22 protein-coding genes are annotated in these 19,707 nt (G+C 34.4%); all 22 read right to left on the bottom strand.

Features of this window, described 5'->3' with window-relative positions; all coding sequences use genetic code 11:
* Nucleotides 1-17: 17 nt before the first annotated feature.
* Complete coding sequence (gene rseP, locus HY04AAS1_RS05055) at nucleotides 18-1,334, bottom strand: RIP metalloprotease RseP (protein WP_012514043.1); 1,317 nt, start codon at nucleotides 1,332-1,334, stop codon at nucleotides 18-20.
* A complete protein-coding gene (locus tag HY04AAS1_RS05050) occupies nucleotides 1,331-1,732 on the bottom strand; it encodes a secondary thiamine-phosphate synthase enzyme YjbQ (protein WP_012514042.1) in 402 nt (133 codons plus the stop codon). The genes rseP and HY04AAS1_RS05050 overlap by 4 nt, the downstream gene beginning before the upstream one ends.
* Before the next feature lie 4 nt (nucleotides 1,733-1,736).
* Nucleotides 1,737-2,180 carry a nucleoside deaminase gene (locus HY04AAS1_RS05045; protein WP_012514041.1) on the bottom strand — a complete coding sequence of 148 codons (444 nt, stop codon included), beginning with the start codon at nucleotides 2,178-2,180 and terminating at the stop codon, nucleotides 1,737-1,739.
* Nucleotides 2,171-3,166, bottom strand: a complete 996-nt coding sequence (bioB, locus tag HY04AAS1_RS05040; RefSeq protein WP_012514040.1) for a biotin synthase BioB — start codon at nucleotides 3,164-3,166, stop codon at nucleotides 2,171-2,173. Before bioB ends, HY04AAS1_RS05045 begins: the two co-directional genes overlap by 10 nt.
* Before the next feature lie 66 nt (nucleotides 3,167-3,232).
* Nucleotides 3,233-4,942, bottom strand: coding sequence for a lysine--tRNA ligase (gene lysS / locus HY04AAS1_RS05035; RefSeq protein ID WP_012514039.1), 1,710 nt, complete (start codon nucleotides 4,940-4,942; stop codon nucleotides 3,233-3,235).
* A gap of 24 nt (nucleotides 4,943-4,966) precedes the next feature.
* Nucleotides 4,967-5,437: a cysteine peptidase family C39 domain-containing protein gene (locus HY04AAS1_RS05030; protein ID WP_337954101.1), complete on the bottom strand. Its 471-nt coding sequence runs from the start codon at nucleotides 5,435-5,437 to the stop codon at nucleotides 4,967-4,969.
* A gap of 29 nt (nucleotides 5,438-5,466) precedes the next feature.
* Entirely contained in the window at nucleotides 5,467-5,844 is a 378-nt protein-coding gene (locus HY04AAS1_RS05025) for a PA2779 family protein (protein ID WP_012514037.1), read from the bottom strand.
* A 31-nt stretch (nucleotides 5,845-5,875) separates the two neighbouring features.
* The gene (locus HY04AAS1_RS05020) at nucleotides 5,876-6,436 is read right to left on the bottom strand and encodes an RNA ligase partner protein (RefSeq protein ID WP_012514036.1); all 561 of its coding nucleotides are present in this window, start codon (nucleotides 6,434-6,436) and stop codon (nucleotides 5,876-5,878) included.
* Nucleotides 6,437-6,500: 64 nt separating this feature from the next.
* On the bottom strand, nucleotides 6,501-6,842 hold the full coding sequence (locus HY04AAS1_RS05015; protein ID WP_012514035.1) for a hypothetical protein: 342 nt from the start codon (nucleotides 6,840-6,842) through the stop codon (nucleotides 6,501-6,503).
* A 63-nt stretch (nucleotides 6,843-6,905) separates the two neighbouring features.
* Nucleotides 6,906-7,493 (bottom strand): NYN domain-containing protein, encoded by a 588-nt coding sequence (locus HY04AAS1_RS05010; protein ID WP_012514034.1) that lies wholly within the window; start codon nucleotides 7,491-7,493, stop codon nucleotides 6,906-6,908.
* 8 nt (nucleotides 7,494-7,501) lie between these two features.
* Nucleotides 7,502-8,878, bottom strand: coding sequence for a phosphoglucomutase/phosphomannomutase family protein (locus HY04AAS1_RS05005; RefSeq protein ID WP_012514033.1), 1,377 nt, complete (start codon nucleotides 8,876-8,878; stop codon nucleotides 7,502-7,504).
* The gene (gene secA, locus HY04AAS1_RS05000) at nucleotides 8,875-11,709 is read right to left on the bottom strand and encodes a preprotein translocase subunit SecA (protein ID WP_012514032.1); all 2,835 of its coding nucleotides are present in this window, start codon (nucleotides 11,707-11,709) and stop codon (nucleotides 8,875-8,877) included. Before secA ends, HY04AAS1_RS05005 begins: the two co-directional genes overlap by 4 nt.
* Nucleotides 11,706-12,128: a CoA-binding protein gene (locus HY04AAS1_RS04995; RefSeq protein WP_012514031.1), complete on the bottom strand. Its 423-nt coding sequence runs from the start codon at nucleotides 12,126-12,128 to the stop codon at nucleotides 11,706-11,708. Before HY04AAS1_RS04995 ends, secA begins: the two co-directional genes overlap by 4 nt.
* Before the next feature lie 48 nt (nucleotides 12,129-12,176).
* Complete coding sequence (locus HY04AAS1_RS04990; RefSeq protein WP_012514030.1) at nucleotides 12,177-13,043, bottom strand: general secretion pathway protein GspK; 867 nt, start codon at nucleotides 13,041-13,043, stop codon at nucleotides 12,177-12,179.
* Nucleotides 13,040-13,780 (bottom strand): hypothetical protein, encoded by a 741-nt coding sequence (locus tag HY04AAS1_RS04985; RefSeq protein WP_012514029.1) that lies wholly within the window; start codon nucleotides 13,778-13,780, stop codon nucleotides 13,040-13,042. Before HY04AAS1_RS04985 ends, HY04AAS1_RS04990 begins: the two co-directional genes overlap by 4 nt.
* On the bottom strand, nucleotides 13,777-14,088 hold the full coding sequence (locus HY04AAS1_RS04980; RefSeq protein ID WP_012514028.1) for a hypothetical protein: 312 nt from the start codon (nucleotides 14,086-14,088) through the stop codon (nucleotides 13,777-13,779). The genes HY04AAS1_RS04985 and HY04AAS1_RS04980 overlap by 4 nt, the downstream gene beginning before the upstream one ends.
* Complete coding sequence (locus HY04AAS1_RS04975) at nucleotides 14,085-15,590, bottom strand: DHA2 family efflux MFS transporter permease subunit (protein ID WP_012514027.1); 1,506 nt, start codon at nucleotides 15,588-15,590, stop codon at nucleotides 14,085-14,087. The genes HY04AAS1_RS04980 and HY04AAS1_RS04975 overlap by 4 nt, the downstream gene beginning before the upstream one ends.
* On the bottom strand, nucleotides 15,587-16,324 hold the full coding sequence (locus HY04AAS1_RS04970) for a FliA/WhiG family RNA polymerase sigma factor (RefSeq protein WP_012514026.1): 738 nt from the start codon (nucleotides 16,322-16,324) through the stop codon (nucleotides 15,587-15,589). The genes HY04AAS1_RS04975 and HY04AAS1_RS04970 overlap by 4 nt, the downstream gene beginning before the upstream one ends.
* An 80-nt stretch (nucleotides 16,325-16,404) precedes the next feature.
* Nucleotides 16,405-17,688, bottom strand: coding sequence for a 3-phosphoshikimate 1-carboxyvinyltransferase (gene aroA / locus HY04AAS1_RS04965; protein ID WP_012514025.1), 1,284 nt, complete (start codon nucleotides 17,686-17,688; stop codon nucleotides 16,405-16,407).
* A complete protein-coding gene (locus tag HY04AAS1_RS04960) occupies nucleotides 17,685-18,338 on the bottom strand; it encodes a DUF202 domain-containing protein (RefSeq protein ID WP_012514024.1) in 654 nt (217 codons plus the stop codon). The genes aroA and HY04AAS1_RS04960 overlap by 4 nt, the downstream gene beginning before the upstream one ends.
* Nucleotides 18,339-18,423: 85 nt before the next feature.
* A complete protein-coding gene (prfA, locus tag HY04AAS1_RS04950; protein WP_012514022.1) occupies nucleotides 18,424-19,494 on the bottom strand; it encodes a peptide chain release factor 1 in 1,071 nt (356 codons plus the stop codon).
* Nucleotides 19,495-19,509: 15 nt separating this feature from the next.
* The gene (gene rpmE, locus HY04AAS1_RS04945) at nucleotides 19,510-19,695 is read right to left on the bottom strand and encodes a 50S ribosomal protein L31 (protein ID WP_012514021.1); all 186 of its coding nucleotides are present in this window, start codon (nucleotides 19,693-19,695) and stop codon (nucleotides 19,510-19,512) included.
* Between the last annotated feature and the right edge of the window lie 12 nt (nucleotides 19,696-19,707).

Raw genomic sequence — 19,707 nt, 5'->3', positions numbered from 1 at the left:
ATATCTATTATAACAAATTATACGCCTGTGAAAAGCCTTATTATATCGCTTAGTATTGCAACGGCTGATAGAGAAATTACAAAAGCTATACCTATTTTTTGCCAATATTCTTTAAACTTTTCTGATAATGGCCTTCTTATGATAGCTTCTATTAAAAACAGCACTATAAGACCGCCATCCAACATGGGTATAGGTAAGATGTTTATTATGGCAAGTTGCAAAGAAACAAAAGCCATAAATCCTAAAAACTCCCCTAAACCACCTTCCGCTGCTTGGCCAGACATTTTTGCTATGCTTATTGGCCCGCTTAGGTTTAAAACAGATGCATGCATTGTGACTAAAGCTTTTATAGAATCTATACTAAGGATTGTCAGCTCTTTTATTTTTCTTATAGCTTGAACCATTGCTTCGCTTACCGGGTATCTTTTTAATACATATTTAGTTTCTGGGTATATTCCTATGTAGTACTCTTTTAGCTTGGCAGAATATTTTGGTATAACCTCTTTTACTAATAAAGCATTTGATCTTTCTATTACAAGCGTTATTGGATTGCCTTTGTCTTTTCTCATGTAATCTGTTAGCTCATACCAATTTTTTATAGGTATTGCCGTAGGCATATCGTTCATTTTTACTGCAAGTATTTTATCGCCTTCTTTTAATCCTATTTGAGAAGCCGGTGAATTTTTTATGATACCACCTACCATAGAAGCTATCTCAGGTAATATTCCTATGGAATCTTTATTTAGAATCTTGCCTACTGTTATGGTGGTAGTATATACATGTCCGTTTCTTTCAAAAACCACTTTAGAACTTTTACCTACAGCTTTTATCTCTACGATATATAGGTCTTTCCACGTTTTTATAGGTACGTTGTCTATTTTTATTATGGTATCACCAGGTCTTATACCAGCTTTGTAAAATGGTGATTTCTGCGTTATATAACCAACTTTTACTGGTTCTTCTATATAAGCTGGTTGATGTATACCTATGTAAAAAGACAGTGTAAAACCTATAAAAGCTATAATTAGGTTAAACAATGGTCCTGCCGCTGCTATGAGGATCTTTTGCCACGGTGCTTTTGAGGAGAATGCCCTTGAGTCTTTGGAACTTACCTCCTCTTCTTCGCCGTAGAGTTTTACATAGCCTCCCATCGGTATATATGCTATTTGATATTCAGTTTCTCCTATCTTTTTTTTAAATATTGGGCTTCCAAAACCTACGGAAAATACTTCTACTTTTACACCAAAGAGTTTAGCTAATATAAAATGACCAAACTCGTGAAATACTATTAAAATACTTATCAGTATTAAAAACGCTAAAACCGTATGTATCATGAAGACCTCACTATACTTACAATCACTTCTCTTTCCCTTGGTCCGTCAAATTCTGCTAAAAATACAGCTTCCCATTTTCCCAACATAAGCCTTCCCTCTAATATAGGTATTATTCGTGAATTTCCTATGATAGAAGATTTAATGTGAGCTGCGGCGTTCCCTTCCATATGATAATAGCCGTTTGTCCAAGGTATTAGTCTATCCAGTGTGTTTAATATATCTTTTACAACATCAGGGTCTGCCCCTTCGTTAATAAACACCGCCGCAGTAGTATGAGGCACATACACTATGCAAAGTCCATTGTCTACGGAAGAGGCCTCTACAATCTCTCTTATCCTTTGGGTTATATTTACTACCGAGGTATGCTTTGCTGTTTTTACTTTGATTCTCTCTGTCATAGTTTTATTTTAGCACAGTTAAACATCTTTTGTTTTTGAAATAACCTTTTAACATATTCTCAAAATCAGCATTTTTCTTATATTCCCACTTTAACTTAAGTTCAAATTTATCAATTATGTTTGCGTTGCTTAAAATAGCCCCATTTTTATCATCCAAGGAAAAGAAATACACTTTTTCTATCCTAGCCAAGCTTATGGCGTAAGTGCACATGGGGCAAGGTTCTAAGCTTACATAAATATCGCATCCATCAAGCCTTTTTGTATTTAATACATTCATTGCTTTTTCTATAGCCAGTATTTCTGCATGCTCTATACTTTTTATGCCGTTAAAAGCCCAAGATACTATTTCATCATTTTTTGTAACTAAGGCACTTACTGGTATTCTATCTTGGGCTATAGCTTCTTTGCAAAGTTCTAAAAGCTTTTGTTCTATATACTCTATTTGCACACTTCTTCTGATGTAAGTCTTTCTAAATTCATATCTTCAAGCATCTTGTAATCTTTTTTGATATCTCTTCCAGCTCTTGTTAGATATCCACCTGCCATCAGTGCGTTTGTCATAAAAGCTGCCATACCATGAAAATCACCTAGAGTTTGTTCTCTGCCACCACAAAGCCTTAACTCGGCACTTTTGTTTATAAATCTAAACATGGCTATTATTTTAAGAGCATCTAAAGCTCTTAAAGGTTTGTTGTTTTCTAAAGGTGTGTTTGGTATAGGCATAAGAAAGTTTAAGGGTATTGAATCTACGCCAAGCTCTTTATAAACGAAAGCCAGGTCTACTCTATCTTCATCTGTTTCTCCAAGTCCAAATATAACCCCGCTACACGTGGAAAGACCAGCTTTTTGAACGTTTTTTATGGTTTCTAACCTTTCTTTCCAAGTATGCGTAGAAACTATGTTGGGAAAGTAGTTTTCGGAAGTTTCTAGATTGTGATTTATCCTTGTTACACCAGCTTCTTTTAGTTTTAATAGACTTTCAAGCCCTATGGTCCCGGCAGATACACATACGTTTATAGGTATGTTTTGAGCTTTTATTTCTTGTACAGCCTCGCAAAGCTTTTCTACCTCTTCATCAGAAGCAGCTCTTGAGCTTAAAACCATGCAATATCTATTTGCTCCAAACTCTACACCCCTTATAGCGCCTTCTACTAACTCTTCTTTGTCCACTAACTTGTATATGTTGATTGGCGTCTTATAAAATTTAGATTGAGCGCAAAATTTACAATCTTCTGAACAAGCACCACTTTTTGCATTTATGATAGAGCAGAATTCAAACTTTTGAGAATCAAAAAACTCATCCTTTAGTTTAGAAGTCAAATATACTATAAGTGGTATATACTTGTCTTCGGCTTTTAGTATAAACAAAGCCTCTTCTTTTGAGATCTCGTCGTTTTTTGCCTTTTGATATATATCAAAAAAAACTTGTTCCATGCCAAACTCCTTTAAGTAGTTGTTTTAAAAACATACAATAAAATTTCAATATTTCAATGATATTTGTTATTCTAGCTTTCTGTTGGCTGGGAAAAGTATCACATCCCTTATGGAGTCTACGTTTGCAAAGAGCATTACGAGTCTATCTATCCCTATTCCTTCACCGGCTGTGGGTGGCATACCGTATCTAAGAGCCTCTACAAAATCATCATCAGTTTCCATAGCTTCTTCGTCACCGGTGGCTTTTTGAAGCTTTTGTTCTAAAAACCTCTTGGCTTGGTCTTCGGGGTCGTTTAACTCTGAGTATGCATTTGCTATTTCTTTTTTGTTTATATAAAGCTCAAAACGTTCCACCAACTCATCGTCATCTCTGTGGGTTTTAGCAAGTGGGGACAGCATTTTCGGGAAATCTATGATGAAAGTAGGTTGGATAAGCTCGTCTTCTACTGTATATTCAAATACTTTTTCTATAAGCTTTGGTTTTGTTAAAGTATAAGCTTTTGGTATGCCAAGCTCGTTGGCAAACTTCTTCAATTCTTCTTCATGGTGTAGGAAAAAACTTTTATCTTTTGATGTTTTTTCTTCTAAAAGCTCAAAAAACTTAGCTACTCTGAAAGGAGGCTTTAAGTTTATAACACCATTTTGAGTTTCTATGCTTTTGATACCGGTAATATCTGTGAGATAGTCAAACAGCTCTTCGGTAAACTTGATGAGTTTTTTATAATCCCAATAAGCAGCGTAAAATTCTACCATGGTAAACTCTGGGTTGTGCGTAGTGTCTACGCCTTCGTTTCTGAAGTTTTTACCAATCTCATATACCCTTGGTATACCGCCCACTATTAGTTTTTTTAGATAAAGCTCTGGTGCTATCCTAAGGTAAAGCTCAGATTCTAAATAGTTGTGATATGTAACAAAAGGCCTTGCGGTAGCTCCTGATGCTATTGGCTGAAGAATTGGTGTTTCTACTTCCATGAACTTGTTTTTATCAAAGAAATCTCTAAGGGCTTTTATAATCTTTGATCTCAAAGTAAAGACCTTTCTAGAGCTTTCGTTGGCTATTAAATCTAAATATCTTTGTCTATACTTTATTTCTATATCTTTTATTCCATGCCATTTTTCTGGCATGTTGTTTAGGGCTTTTGTTAAAAGCTCAATATCAAAAACTTCTACGGTGAGCTCTCCGGTATGCGTTCTAAACAGTTTTCCTTTTATGCCTATTATATCTCCTACATCTATATAATCTTCTACAAATTTAAACTTCTCATCTCCTACTATATCTTTTTTAATATATATCTGTAATTTCCCAGTAAAATCTTGTATATGTCCAAATATGGCCTTACCCATGCTTCTCAAGGCCACAAGCCTTCCAGCTATCGATATATCTTCAAAGTTCGGATCTAAATCGTGCTCTTTTTTAATATCATCTATGCTTGTGGTGGGAGTTTCTTCTGTGGGTTTTGCATCTATTAGGCTCAATTTTTCTTCTACCCTTGATAGGACACCTTCTATGTTGTAAGCTTTGTTTGGCTCGAAAGTCTCTTTTGTATATGCAAGCATTTCAACGCCACTTTCTGAAGTCATTCTTAAAACAAAACCCTCTTCTACTTTTGAAACTCTTTTGATGGTGGCTTTTACAACAATTTTATCTTTTCTTGGTTCTTTTTCGTATTTCTCTCTTATATCGTGAATAAAGTAAGGGCTTTCAAATTCATATTTGTAGACGTGTTTTTGGCTTTTAGCAAGCTCTTCTAACTTTTTTTTCCTAAATTCTTCCATAGTGAAATTATTTTAGCATACAACTTATTTATTTTCTTTGTAAGCCACCAATGCTACATTCCCCATGTTTTTAAATCTCTTTTTAAAATCTTTAAAACTCATAAACCTATCTTTTTTGTAGCCGTCGTTCATAAAAAACCCTTTTTCATTAAAACCAGTTATCACTACGTAATGTGGTATTGATACGAGAAAATTTCCCATATCTAAAAGGGCTATAACAGGCCTACATTTTTTTATTTGGTGCTTTATAGAGTTTACGCTTCTTATATACTTAGTTTTAAAACCTTCTTTCTGGAAATAATCTTGTATGTCTGTTATAAGGCTTTCCTCTATAGAAGGTGTGTATACAGCTTTTATTACGCTGTTGAAAGGCTTTTTATCTTTATAAAACATGAGAATCTCTTCCACTGCCACAGGACCGCAAAGATTCTCTTTTTGTTTTATAAATGCTACGTTGAGATGGGAGCAAAACTGCCCCCCGTAAGATAAAAAGATAATAAAGGTTGTTGTAAAAATGAAACGTTTTATCTTATAATCACCTCTTTACCGGTAAGTCTTAGTATCAATACCACTAGCAATACTATAACAAGCACCGCTATTGCAAGTCCCAATGCATCACCACCAGCATTTAACTTTTTTGAAGCGTTTGCCAAAAGCCTTAGCTGTTCTTCATTCATGGATTTCAGTTTTTCTTTAACTTCTTTAGGGTTCATGCCGTATTCTTTTAGCTTTTGGGCTACTATTTTACTCTCAAGAGCTTTTTGTATCTCTTTTATGTACTCACTTTTTTGTGAGTTTTCTTGTATGGGGGCTTTTGAACTTATGAAAGAAGCCATGGCTGGCGATACGTTGTAGAACATCGTCCAAGCTGCCAAAGCAATAGCTATTCTTTTTAACTTCATATAAACCTCCTTAATTATTATCTATTATATACTAAAAGCTCAAAAACTCTTGTATAAAAAGCGGATTTACTGTTCTTATGCCAAATTTGTCTGCCCAGCTGTTTATGCCTTCATCCCCAGATAATATAACGCCGTTTAGTTCTAAAGCAAGCAATATAACATCCACGTCTTCTTTGCTATCTAATGTACCTTGTCTTAGAGCCTCTTTGTACTTTTCCCTTAGCTTTGATATAGTATTTTGTATATCTTGTGTTTTATCTCTGGCAAATTCTTCGGCTATTCTTAAGCCTTTGTTTATTCTTATACGCATATCCTCTACAAAATCAAACAACGCCAAAGCGTTTATGGTAATGTTGCATCTGTTTGGGGATTTTATAATGATGCTAGATTCAAATCTGCTTTTTATTGATTCTAAATCCACAACCTTGCATAGCTCTATATAAACTGTCCTAGGCATATATATTTTTTTACTGCTTTTATGGGTTAAGCCGATAAAAGCTTCTATGGCGTCTATGGGTTGCTCTAAGGATATGCTTTTGTAGATATTTGGATTTGTAAATATACTTGTATCTATTATTACATTATCTTGCATTAATATATTTTATCATAAAGTTAACCAAAAAGCCCCCATTAAACTTGGGGGCACTAAACCTTTGTTATTGACCGTTTGAGCCAGATGGAGCTGCTGGTGCTGGAGCTGGTGTTGAAGATGAATTTGAGCTGTTGGAGCTTGAGCTGTTTGAGTTTGATGACGAAGCATTGGCGCCATTGCTTGTAGAGCTTGAAGAACCAGATGATGGTGTAGTAGCTGATCCGTTGTTTGAAGAACTTGAAGATGAAGAACCAGCTTCTGGCGTTGCTGGTGTTGGTGGTGGTGGTGCTGCGTTTTGGGTAGCTGCTGGTGCGTTTTCGCTACCGCTGCTTTGTTCAGCGGATTGTTGCTTTGAGCAAGCAACAAGTGCCAAGCCTGCGGCTGCTATGATGAGTAACTTTTTCATCTTACTCCTCCTTTAAAAAAAGTATAATTATATTATAAAGCAATTTTATAAAATTTTCAAGATTTAATTTACAATGTTGATTTTGAAAACATTTTTAATTTTGTCCCATACGGTGGGTTCTTTTGGTTTTAGTAAGAATTTGTCTAGATGATCATCAAGATATATAAATTTATCACAAAGTCTTCTCAAAGAGTATGAAGATGTTTTTTTGAATGTGGCATTCTCTACTCTTTTACCTAAGAATTGTACCGCTTCTACTGTGTATGAAAAATCGCTATCTCCACTTACAAGTACACATGAATCGTAAGCATTTTTATAGGCTAAAGATAGCATATCTGTGGCTAACATTATATCTACTTCTTTTTCTAAAAAATTACCATCTGGTAGTTTTCTTAATTTTGCAAGCTTTACTTTGATTCCCATAAAAGCCAAATCTTCCAAGAACTTTTTTTGTTTGTTAAAACCTTCTTTTGATTGCTTATCTACATCTTTGTCGCTTGGAAGTGCAGAATAAAAATATGCTCTTACCAAATATCTATCGCCTGTTAAAAATTCTATTAGCTTTAAGTAATCTAATCTGAAGGTTTCATTTTTCAATCCATGAAATACATTTGAACCATCTATGAAGATAACCAGTTTCTCTTTTTCCATCTTTCTTTTTACGATACTAGTTTTTGAGCTTTTAAAAGCAAGGTATTTAGCAAATCTTTTGAAGAAGCTTCTGCGTATATTCTAATAAGAGGTTCTGTGCCTGAGGCTCTCAACATTACCCATGAATCATCTTCAAATATGAGTTTTAATCCATCTTTTGTGTTTACTTTTTGTACTTTTATGCCATCTAATGTATCAGGTGGATTTTTGATAAGATTTTTTAGCCTATCTTTTATATGTTCTTCTACTTTCAGATCTACTCTGTTGTAGTAGGCTTCCCCGTATTTGTCAAAAATATCTTTTATAATAGCTGATAAAGACTTGTCCTCTAAAAGCATCATTTCTATTATAAAAAGTCCCGATAAAAATCCATCTCTTTCTGGTAGGAAAAATGGAAATCCGTATCCACCAGATTCTTCCCCGCCAAATATTACATCTTTTTTTAGCACTATTTCGTTTATATATTTAAATCCCACAGGTGTTTCTTCTACTTCTATGCCAAAGTCTTTACATATTCTATCTACCAAAAAACTTGTAGATACTGTTTTTACCACCACTCCCTTTTTTATACCTTTGTTTTTAAGAATATGAAGCATAAGAAGTATATAAACAAGCTGTGAATTTACAAACTCTCCGTTCTCGTCCACAAGCGCTATTCTATCGCCATCTCCATCGTTTGCTATACCAAGGTTGGCTTTTACTGTTTTTACTTTGTCTTTTAATATCCTTAAATTTTTCTCTACAGGTTCAGGAGCTCCTTCTCCAAAAAGTGCATCTTTGTGATGTCTTATAAAAAAAAGATTTAATTTTTTATCTTTAAAAGCCTCTAAATAGTATTTAAAAGCTGGTCCATACATAGAATCGTGTACTATGTTTAGCTCTTTTTCGAAAAGAATATTTTTGTCTATATTTGACAACGTTTTTTCTATATATTGAGATATGATATCAGCTCTTTTTATGTCGTGTTCTTTAAAATCAATATCTTTTATATTTTTAATCTCGTCTTCTACTTCGCTTATAAACTCTGGTGTAGCTGCCCCCCCAAAAGACTCTTTTATCTTATACCCATTGTAATAGTAAGGATTGTGGGAAGCTGTTATCATCACGCCCTGATGATACCCCATATATTTTACTGCAAAAGATATATTTGGTGTGCTAACAGCTCCTTTCGTTATATCGGCCTCTATACCATCTGTTTTCATTATATCGGCAACTAACATTGCAAATTTCTCCCCTAAAAATCTGTGGTCGTACCCCACTATAACTTTATTTAAACCGTGCCTTTTTAACGCTTTCGCATGGGCTTTTGCAACTTTTACTATGTTGTCCTGGCTAAACTCAAAACCTATTATTGCTCTCCAACCGTCTGTACCAAATTTTATCATGCTGATTCTCCCTTCTTTTCTAGCTTTTTCTTACGTTCTTCCAACCTATCTTTTAACGTCCTAAACCTTGGTCTTTTCTCTTGAAACTCTTTTGCTATATTTTCTAAAGCTTCACTTATAGCCATGCTTTTGTTTAATGTGTCTATTTCTAAGTTAAACATGTTTTGCTCTTGTTGCTCTAATTCTTCTTTTGATATTTGGGCGTTCATTATTGATTGAATGGCGGATATTTTGAAGTTTAGCATAAGCTCTTCAAAAAGCCTAAAAGCCTCTTTTTTAAATTCTACTAGAGGGTCTCTTTGAGCGTAGCTTCTTAGGTATATCCCCTCTCTTAATTTATCTATAGTGTGAAGTTGTTCTCTCCAAAGGTTGTCTATGATGTTTAAAGTAAATACCTTTTCTATTTCTCTCATGGTTTTTTCGCCTATTTCTTGTTCTTTCTGGGCGTACTTTTCCATGACGAGTTTAAATATTTCCTCTTCTAACTCTTCTCTGTCTTTTGCTTCAAATTTTTCTGGTAAATCAAGATCTATCCATTCTTTAAAAAATGTTTTTAGAGGTTCTAACTCCCATAGTTCTGGTTCGTCTTCTGTTAAAAGCGTAAAAACTTGGGTGTGTATTACATCTTTTATAAAATCTTTTATCTCTTCTTTTATATCATCTTGAAAGAGAATAGAACGCCTTATATCGTATACCACAGAACGTTGTATATTTATCACTTCATCATACTCTAGTAGCCTTTTCCGAGATTGGAAGTTTTGAAGTTCCACTCTTTCTTGGGCGCCTTCTAAAGATTTTGATACTATAGAGCTTTCTATGGGTTCTCCTTCGGGTATTTTCATGAATTCCATAAGCTTTTTAACCCTATCTCCACCAAATATCCTAAGAAGATCATCCTCTAAAGACAATATAAACCTTGACTCGCCTGGATCTCCTTGCCTTCCTGCCCTACCTCTTAGTTGATTATCAACCCTCCTTGATTCATGCCTTTCGGTACCTATTACCAAAAGACCACCAGCTTTTATAACTTCTTCTTTTTCCTTTTGGGTAATCTTTGTGGCTTCTTCATAGGCCTGTTTCCACTCTTCTTCTGTAGCTTTATCCTCATCTATACCTTTTTGCTTTAAAATCTCCCTTGCCAAAAATTCAGGATTACCACCAAGAAGTATATCTGTGCCTCTTCCTGCCATATTTGTTGCTATTGTCACAGCGCCTTTTCTTCCGGCTTGAGCTATTATCCAAGCTTCTTTTTCGTGTTGCTTGGCGTTTAATACGTTGTGCTTTATACCTCTTTGTTCTAAAAGCTTTGAAAGTGTTTCAGAGTCTTCTATCGATACAGTCCCTACTAATATAGGTCTTCCTTTGGCATGGTTTTCTTCAATTACTTTTGCTATATATTCCCATTTTTCTTTTTTAGTTTTAAATATTGCATCTGGTAGGTCTTTTCTTATGTTTGGTTTGTTGGTGGGTATAACAACGACGTCTAAGCTATATATTTCTTTGAATTCAAGAGCTTCTGTTTCTGCTGTACCTGTCATGCCAGCTAATTTTTTATAAAGCTTAAAATAATTTTGGAATGCCGTGGTGGCGAGAGTTTGATTTTCTTCTTGAATTTCAACTCCTTCTTTGGCTTCTATAGCTTGGTGAAGACCTTCGCTCCATCTTCTACCTGGCAAGGCTCTTCCAGTAAACTCATCTACTATGAGTATTTCTCCGTCTTTTACCATGTAATGTACGTCTTTTTTATAAAGATTGTGAGCAAGAAGAGCCTTGTTGATAGCGTGCACTAAGTCGATATGTCTAATGTCGTATAGATTTTGAATATTAAAATATTTTTCTGCTTTTTCTATACCCTCTTCTGTGAGCATCGCTGTTCTATTTTTTTCGTCTACTATGAAATCTTTTTCTATTTCAAGTGTTTGCACAAATTCGTTGGCTTGCAAAACAACCTTGTTATCTAAATTTGATGGACCGGCTATTATAAGAGGAGTTCTAGCCTCATCTATCAAAATACTGTCTATTTCATCCACTATGGCATAACCATGACCTTTTACTTGTACTATCTGGTCTTTTGATACTGCTAAGTTGTCTCTCAAATAGTCAAAGCCAAATTCGTTGTTGGTACCGTAGGTTATGTGAGCTTCATAAGCCTTTGCACGTTCTACTGATATCGCCTTTGTAAAATAGGAGGTCTTGGCATGCACATCTATTTTAGAGTAATCTATGGCATCTCCTACCATACCTTTGGGCCACACCCTTATATCTTTTTCTATAGCTTCCATCGCTTTTTCTGGGTCTTGCCAATCTATTATATAGCTCATGTTGTCTGAGTTTATAACACCTACATCAAGCCCAAGAAACCTATATATAGGGCCTATCCACGTTGCATCTCTTTTTGCCAAATAATCGTTTACAGTGACAACATGTACTCCTGTATCGGTTAAAGCTGTGAAAAATGCTGGGGCTGCCGCCACAAGGGTTTTTCCTTCGCCGGTTTTCATCTCGGCAATTTTACCTTGATACAAGACTATACCACCTATTAGCTGTACATCAAACTGCCTTAAGCCCATGGTGCGTTTTGAAGCCTCTCTTACTAGAGCAAACGCCTCTATTAGCTCTTCTACCATTTCTCCTTCTATTATGGCTTGTTTTATATGTTCGTTTTGGTTTACTCTAAAGTATAAGTCTTGGGCTTTTAAAACAATATCTTTGTTAGAAAGCTTATCCAGAGATTCTTCTAAAGCATTTATCTTTTCTACCCATTTCCTTATCTTTTTTATCTCTCTATCGTTTTTTGTACCTAAAATTTTTTTTAAAACATATCCTATCATAAATATCCTGCCTCAACTCCTATACAAGCTTCATAAACAAAATGAATCTTATCTTTATATTTTTCAATGACTTCGTAGTTCTCAGCGCCAGGCTGAAGCCAAACTGTTTTTGCCCCAAGCTTTATAGCCTCTTGAACTATAGGTTCTACGTGGGCAGGGTTTCTAAAAACGTTTACTATATCTATAGGCTCTGGTATTTCCTCTAAAGACCTATATACTTTAAGACCCATTATCTCCTGTCCTGCTAGCTTAGGGTTAATTGGATATATTTTATGAAGGCCTTTCTTTAAAACTCTCTCTGTAACATAGTAAGATGGTCTTTCTGGGTTATCTGAAAACCCCACTACGGCTATGACTTTAGCATCTTTAAGAGTTTTAAAAGCATCATCTTTATGTGGTGTGTTGTTGTGTCCTGCCATAGTCCTTACTCCTTTTAAAATCTAAAAGTTTACTTAATATATTATACCTCAATATTGATAAATACCCAATATCTTAATTTGAACAGGTGAATAATAAATTTTTGTAGTAAGTCTTTGTATTATACTACCCATTTTGATTTTTGAGATTATCTTTATGACTTCTACGCTTGATTTTGTGGATACGATGCTTTGTATTTTATAAATATCATCTAAAGATAAGCCTCTTATATTCACCAAATCCTGAATATTTTTGATAGGGTGTAAATTTACATAATTTAGAATTTCTTTTGCTATAGAGTTTGTAATATCTTTGTTTAGAGCTTTTAATATAGGTATTGGTATTGTATTTATATTTAAACTTTGGTTTTTCGTATCTAAAAAATACCATATGCCTTTTTCCCGTTTTTTGCCGTGGCAGTTGTTTTTGTATAAAAAGTTAACATAAGGTGTAGCGTATATAATTTCTTCTTTTGACTGCATATCTTTAAAAGGAGCTGTATATGAAAGTGCATCAACGTTTATATTGCTTTTGTTTTTGCCGGTTATCCAGTAATAAACGTAGTATGGAAAATCTTTTGGCATACAGAACTCTTCCGATAAACTTTTAAAAACGTTAAAATAAATAGGGTTTTTTATGGAATTTACGTTGAACTTGTTGTCATCTTTTATTAAAAGCTTAATACTTATATCTTCTACTTTCATACTTTCTTTGTAGTATGGATTGTATGGGTTTTCTAGATAGATTTCTTGAGCTTTTTTCAATACAATAGGTATCAAAGAATCGTTGGTAACGCTCAAGCTTTGCTTTAGGTATAACTTTAGCGTATAGTTGTAATAATTTTTTGCTTCTTTGAAAGCCTCTAAACTGTAAAATATAGCTCCTAAAGAAAAAAACAAAGCTAGTAGTACTATCATTCTATGTTTATAGTAGGGTTTACAACGGTACCTCCAAAAACAAGGCGCATCCTTTTAAAAGGAAGATTTATAAGTCCCACACCAGATATTTTTGAATTTGTAAGGGTATTTTGGTTTATGCTAACAATACCGTCTCCTTTTACATCAACGGTTGTGTTGAAAATATCTGCTTTACCTTCAAATGTAAAGTGGGTTTTTTTGAAGTTTAGTTTTAGGCTTTTAATATAATAACCTTTTATGTTTAACATTTTAAAATCCATAAAACCATCCACATAGTTTGGTGTAAGAAGCATTTTCGAGTTCATTTGACCTTGAGATTTTGAAGCTTTAATACAAGAAAGTGGAAACCTTTTAGAGTTTATGTTTATATGTTTTAAAAGCATGTTTTCTCTTAGATCAACGTATCCATTTTGACAAGTAAAAGAAGCGCTTAGCATAAAAGGTGGATAAAATCCAATACCTACGTAGGAAAGATGCGCTAAGTATTGAAAGTTCGTTGATGGGCTCTTGGGATTTTTGTAAAAGATTTTCACATCGTTTAAGTCTATGCTTGTTATATATTCTTTTGCTTTTTTATAGTAGACATAATACCCGTTTTTTGCTATTATGTATCTTGCTATTAAAATCTTTTCACCAAATAGTATGATTCCCAAAAATACTGTAATCATGGAAGCTACCAAATAAAGCAAATATAATGGTTTAAAAACGTTTTTTAAACTAAAAGAGCTTGAGTTCATATGATATCTAAGATAAAATCTTGAATAGAATACCACTCTTCTTCTGTGAGTTGTACATATACTCTATCGTTGTCTTCGTAAATCTCAGATGTTAACTCGGAGATGTAATCTATAAAATTTTTGGCTTTTTGTTTACCTACACTTATGGTGTATATTTTGTTATCCCATTCACCGTTTTCGTTTTTTTCTAAAGATATATCAATCCATATGTCGTTAAAATCGTAAGACAGCATAAACCCAGATGGCTCGGAAAGCTCTAGCTCTTTTGTTATCTCTTTTATAGCTTTTGCTATAATATCCTTGTTCATGCTTTTACCTTTTTCCTTTCTATATACATGAGTATTAAAGTGAAAATCATAGCTATAACAAGCGTAAAAGACCCAAACCTCAAAACAGATTGCACAGCGTAAGCTTGGGATATAAGAGACTGAAGTCCTATTACAAGAGCTTTAGCCTTTAGGAGACTTATATTTAAAATCCACTTCAACGTTTCAAGTCTATAGTATATATAATGTGTATGCGTATAGTTCATATTGTTTATATTATCATATATATAGGCGCTACTTTTGGTAAATGTGTTGGTGGCTATAGAGGTCCCAGCGGCAGCACCTATAAGTCTTGCATAGTTATATAAAGCAGAACCGAGCGGGACTAAATCATGTCTTAAATGCCTAAGAGCCAAAGCTGTAAGAGGTGCAAAGAAAAGTCCCATACCAATACCCACAAAGAACATATAAAAAGATATGTTTAGCTTAGGTGTGAAAAAGTCTACATGAGAAAGGAAAAAGTGTATGTCTATAAAAATAATGCTTTGACAAGCAAGAAGAAGTATCTTTGGATCCAACCTATCGCTTAGTCTTCCACCTATAGGAGAAAAAAGCACTATGCCTATTGCAAAAGGAAATATGTATAAACCTGTATCAAAGCTTCCAAGTCCTCTTACCCTCTCAAAGTAAACTGGCATTATATAAAGAATTTGGAAAAAAGCAAGTCCATACACCAAAACAAACGTTATCACAGCATAATCGAATTCCTTGTATTTGAATATGTCAAAACCTATGAGAGGATGTTTTGATATTAAATCTGATATTAAAAAGGCTAAAAAGCAAAGTATAGCGATACTCAAAAAAACGATAGTTTTTATAGAGCTAAACCATTCCCATTTCTCTCCTCTTGATAACAAGATTATAAGGCTTGTGGATGCTGTGGCTAAAAGCCCAAAACTTATATAGTTAAAAGGTTTTTCATGCTTTTGTTGATTGTGAAAATCCGGTAGCAATATCAAAGATGCAAAGAATATTGGTATAATAAAAGGTAAATTCATATAAAATACCCATCTCCAAGACATATATTCTACTAGATAACCACCTACAGTAGGACCAAGACCCGGTGCAAATGCAACACCCATGGCATACATTCCCATAGCCATTCCCCGTTGTTCTGGTGGAAAGATCCTGAATATGATAGCTTGAGCAGCTGGTATCAAAAATCCTTCTCCTATACCTTGTATGGATCTTGCCATTATCATTGTGCCTATGTTATCTACTGCACCAGAGAGTGCGCTTCCAATTGCAAAAAATACAATACCGGCAAGATAAACTCTTTTAAGACCGTAAAGGTTTGTAAAATGATTAAAAACCAATATTGTGATAGCTGTAGCCACAAGATAGCTTATAGAAACCCACTGTATACCGTAAATATCTGTAGAAAGAGGGGCTATCATCTTTGGCATAGCCACATTTACGCTGGTTATACCTAATACTGCTACAAACGTACCACTTAAAACAATAAACGTATATAACCATTTCATATAGCTTCCTCTAAATGTTTCCTTAATTTTTCTAGAGCCTGAGATTTTATTTGAGATACCCTTGATAAAGATACATTTAAAATCTCTGCCACCTCTTTTATACCAAACTCTTCATAAAATAAAAGCTGTAAAACCAACTTTTCTCTCTCTTCAAGTTTATCAATAGCTTCTTTTAACTTCTCTGCTAAATCTGATTTTACAGCATATTCTTCTGGGGTTTCAATGCTTGATATTACAAAGTTGTCGTAGGAACTTTCATTTTCTTCTGTTATTTTATACACCATGTCCTCTAAACTTTGTAGATAGGAAAAAGATATCTTATAAAGGCTGTTTTGATACTCTTCTAAGCTTTCACCTAAAATGCTGCTTATCTCCTCGTCGGTAGGCTCTCGTTGATATTCGTTTTGAAAGGTTCTTATAATTTCTTTTATTTTATGCTCTTTATCTCTTATGTTTCTACTACCAAAATCAAGACTTCTAAGATAATCATAAATAGCTCCTTTTACTCTAATTTTTATGTAAGACTCTGGATTTTTCAACTCATCAAGATGGTCTATAGCGTTGATAAGCCCTATTATACCGTTGCTAACTAGATCGTTGTAATCTACGCTTGGGGGTAAATTTCTTGACATTTTACCGCATATCTTTTTTACAAGTGGTATATATTCTAAAATTTTCTTTTCTCGTTGTTCTTTTTTTTCTATATCAAAATCTTTGTTTATGTTTGTAGACATTTTATGTCCTCGTATTTGATGTATAACATACATCTATTATATTTGTTGAAGTCTTTTTTTTCAAGGATTTTAAAGAAAGATTAAGAATAAATACCTTGAAAGAAGTTTGGATAAGATATGCTTACACATTCTGGGTCATCTAACTCGGCTTCTGTTCCAAGCACCATACCAAGTATACTCATACTCATGGCAATCCTATGGTCTTTAAAAGATTTTATCTCTTTTAGCTTTAGCTTGCAAGGACCTTTTATGCTAAAACCATCTTCAAATTCTTCTATGATGGCTCCAGCATTTTTGAGATTTACGTAAATAGCTCTTATACGGTCACTTTCTTTTTTCCTTAGTTCTTTTGCTCCTTTTACCAAACTAATACCTTCTGCAAAGCACATAAGTACAGATAAAATTGGTATTTCATCTATCAAAGAAGGTACATCCTTTTCATCTATACTTATTGCTTTTAAATTTGGTGAATATCTAACCTCTATATCGGCTATGTCTTCCCCGTTTTGATGTCTTTTGTTTATATAGTTTATATTTGCTCCCATGTCTTTTGCTTTTCTAAAAAACCCATCCCTGGTTGGATTTATAAGGACATCTTTTAAAACAACGTAGCTATCTTTGGTAAGTATCGCAAGGGCTGCTATAAAAGCTGCTGAAGAAGGATCGGCTGGTACGTCTATATTTATCGGATTTAAAACTCCGCCTGATTTTATCTTTACTATATGTTTATTATTGGAAATGATGTTTATATCTGCCCCCATGCTAGAAAGCATCCTTTCGGTATGGTCTCTTGAGGTGTAAGGCTCTATTACCTCTGTGATAGTGTTTTCTTTTGCCAAAAATCCAGCCAAAAGAATACAAGATTTTACTTGGGCAGAGGCTTCTTTGTTTTCAAAGCTACCACCTATTAAATCCCCACCTTTTATAGCTATAGGAAGCAAAGAGGCATCTTCTCTTCCTATTATTGTAGCTCCCATCAAAGATAGAGGTCTTGTAACCCTTTTCATAGGTCTTTTTTTGAGGCTTTCATCTCCTGTTAAAACGCTAAAAAAATTAAAGCCTGCCAATATACCAGACGTTATTCTAGCGGTGGTGCCGGAGTTTTTTGCATCTAGTATATCTTCTGGTTCTTTGAAGTATTCTTTACCACCCTTTATCTCTAAGATGTTGTTTTCTCTTCTTATATTTATGCCAAGCTTCCTAAAGATATCTAACGTAGCCAAAGTATCTTCTGCCACTAGCCAATTTTTTATATACGATGTACCGCTTGCTAAAGCTCCAAACATTACACTTCTATGAGATATAGATTTGTCTGATGGTACTCTTAGTTCTTTTTCTATTTTCTCTACTTTTTTTATTATCATAAATTAACTCCTATAAGCATAGATGCCAATATTATCATACATACAAATATTATAAGTCCATAAGCGATATAAAGAGCTTTATGTGTTTTGTAAGTGCCTTTATTTATATCGTCTATAGTTTTTATAAAATTTAACCCTCCTATTATAAGCGTTGATATACCAAAAAATATAAATACAAAACCCATACCCTCAAAGTGACCGTTGATGTTTATATTGGTATGAAGCATTATGGATAATTGCTTTAAGAAAAAATCGAACTTTTCTACTACAAAACCAAAGGCTATAAGACCTATGGCGGTTCTTATCCAAGCTAAAAATGTTCTTTCTGCAGCCATGTATATACGAGGATCTATTACTTCCTTTTGGCTCACCTTTTCGCCTCCTTGTATATATTTTATATCTAAGTAAAACTTAACAGCTAAGAAAAGAAGAGCTAAAAGCGATGGCCAAATCAATATAGTGTGAAGTTCTCCGAAAAAAATTGCCAGCTTATAGAAGCCCGTATAGAAAAAATATATTTCAAGCCTCTTTGCCACTATCCCGCTACCAAAAGCAAGTAGTATAAATTTAAGATATGTAAGGTATGTTCTTTCTAAAGACATGTAGAGCCTTGGCTCATCTACGGATGGCAAATTCTTAAATATTATCACTTGTTCCTCATCTCTCTAAAGATAAATAAAATTACACCTATTATTGCAAGTATAAGTATAAGCGGTTCTAACAAAAAAATAAGTCTCATGCGCTAGCTAACTTTTCCTCCAATTCTTTTGCTTGTAAAGAAGATATTATATCGTCCAAGTCTCCGTCCAATACATCTTGAAGTTTGTGTAACGTAAGGTTTATCCTATGGTCGGTAACCCTGTTTTGGGAGAAGTTGTAAGTTCTTATTTTTTCGCTTCTTTCTCCGGTGCCCACCTGTTCTTTCCTTTCTTTGTCGGTTTCCTCTTTTTTCTGTTTTTCATAAAAATCTTTTAATCTAGCGTAAAGTATGCGCATAGCTTTTAACTTGTTTTGAAGTTGGCTTCTCTCGTCTTGGCAAGATATGCTGATGCCAGTAGGAATATGCGTGATTCTCACCGCCGATTCTGTGGTGTTTACGTATTGTCCACCGGCTCCAGAGGCTCTAAAAGTTTCTATTCTTAGATCTTGAGGGTTTATAACCACGTCGGTTTCGTCGGCTTCTGGTAATACTGCTACTGTGATAGTAGATGTGTGTATTCTACCACCAGATTCTGTTATTGGTACCCTTTGGACTCTATGTACGCCACTTTCGTACTTTAGGTGAGAGTAAACATTTTTACCCTCTATTGATACAATAACCTCTTTGTAGCCTCCTAAGCCTGTTTTGTTGGCTTCTAATATGTTGAATTTCCAACCTTTTCTTTCAGCATACCTTTGGTACATTCTAAGAAGGTCTGCAGCAAAAAGCGCTGCTTCCTCTCCTCCGGCTCCAGCTCTTATTTCGAGTATGACGTTTTTGCTATCGTTGGCATCTTTTGGTGTAAGTACGTTGATAAGTTCTTTTTCTTTTTGTAAAAGCTTAGTGTTTAGGTTCTCCAGTTCTTTTTCTGCTAATTCTCTTAAGTCTTTATCTTTTAAAAGTTCTTTGGTGTCTTCTATATCTTTTAGTATTTTGTTGTAATCTTTGTAAAGCTCATGTATGTAGGATAACTCCTTTAAATCTTTGCTAAGAGCTTTGTAAGTATCTGCATCTTTTGTTATATCAAGGGATGCTAGCTTCTCTTCCGTTTGCGCATACTTTTGTTCTATATCTTGGATTTTCTCTAAGAAGTTTTTTGGAAGCATCACCCCTTGACCGCGCTAGTTTTTCTTATCAAGCTCCAAAAATGCCGGTCTTAGCTTTAACTTTCCGGCATAAAAAGGATGACACTGGTTGCATGTTTCCAAATACACTGTACCACCTTTTACCGAAAGAAGGGTGAACGTGTTACCACAACCGCAATGAAATACAGTTTCCTTTAGTTCAGGATGTATATCCTTTTTCATAAAAAACCTCCT

The sequence above is a fragment of the Hydrogenobaculum sp. Y04AAS1 genome, assembly GCF_000020785.1.
In the GTDB taxonomy this organism is placed as follows: domain Bacteria; phylum Aquificota; class Aquificia; order Aquificales; family Aquificaceae; genus Hydrogenobaculum.
The sequence above is the reverse complement of the archived record's forward strand: the minus strand, read 5'-3'. Positions and strand labels throughout refer to the sequence as shown.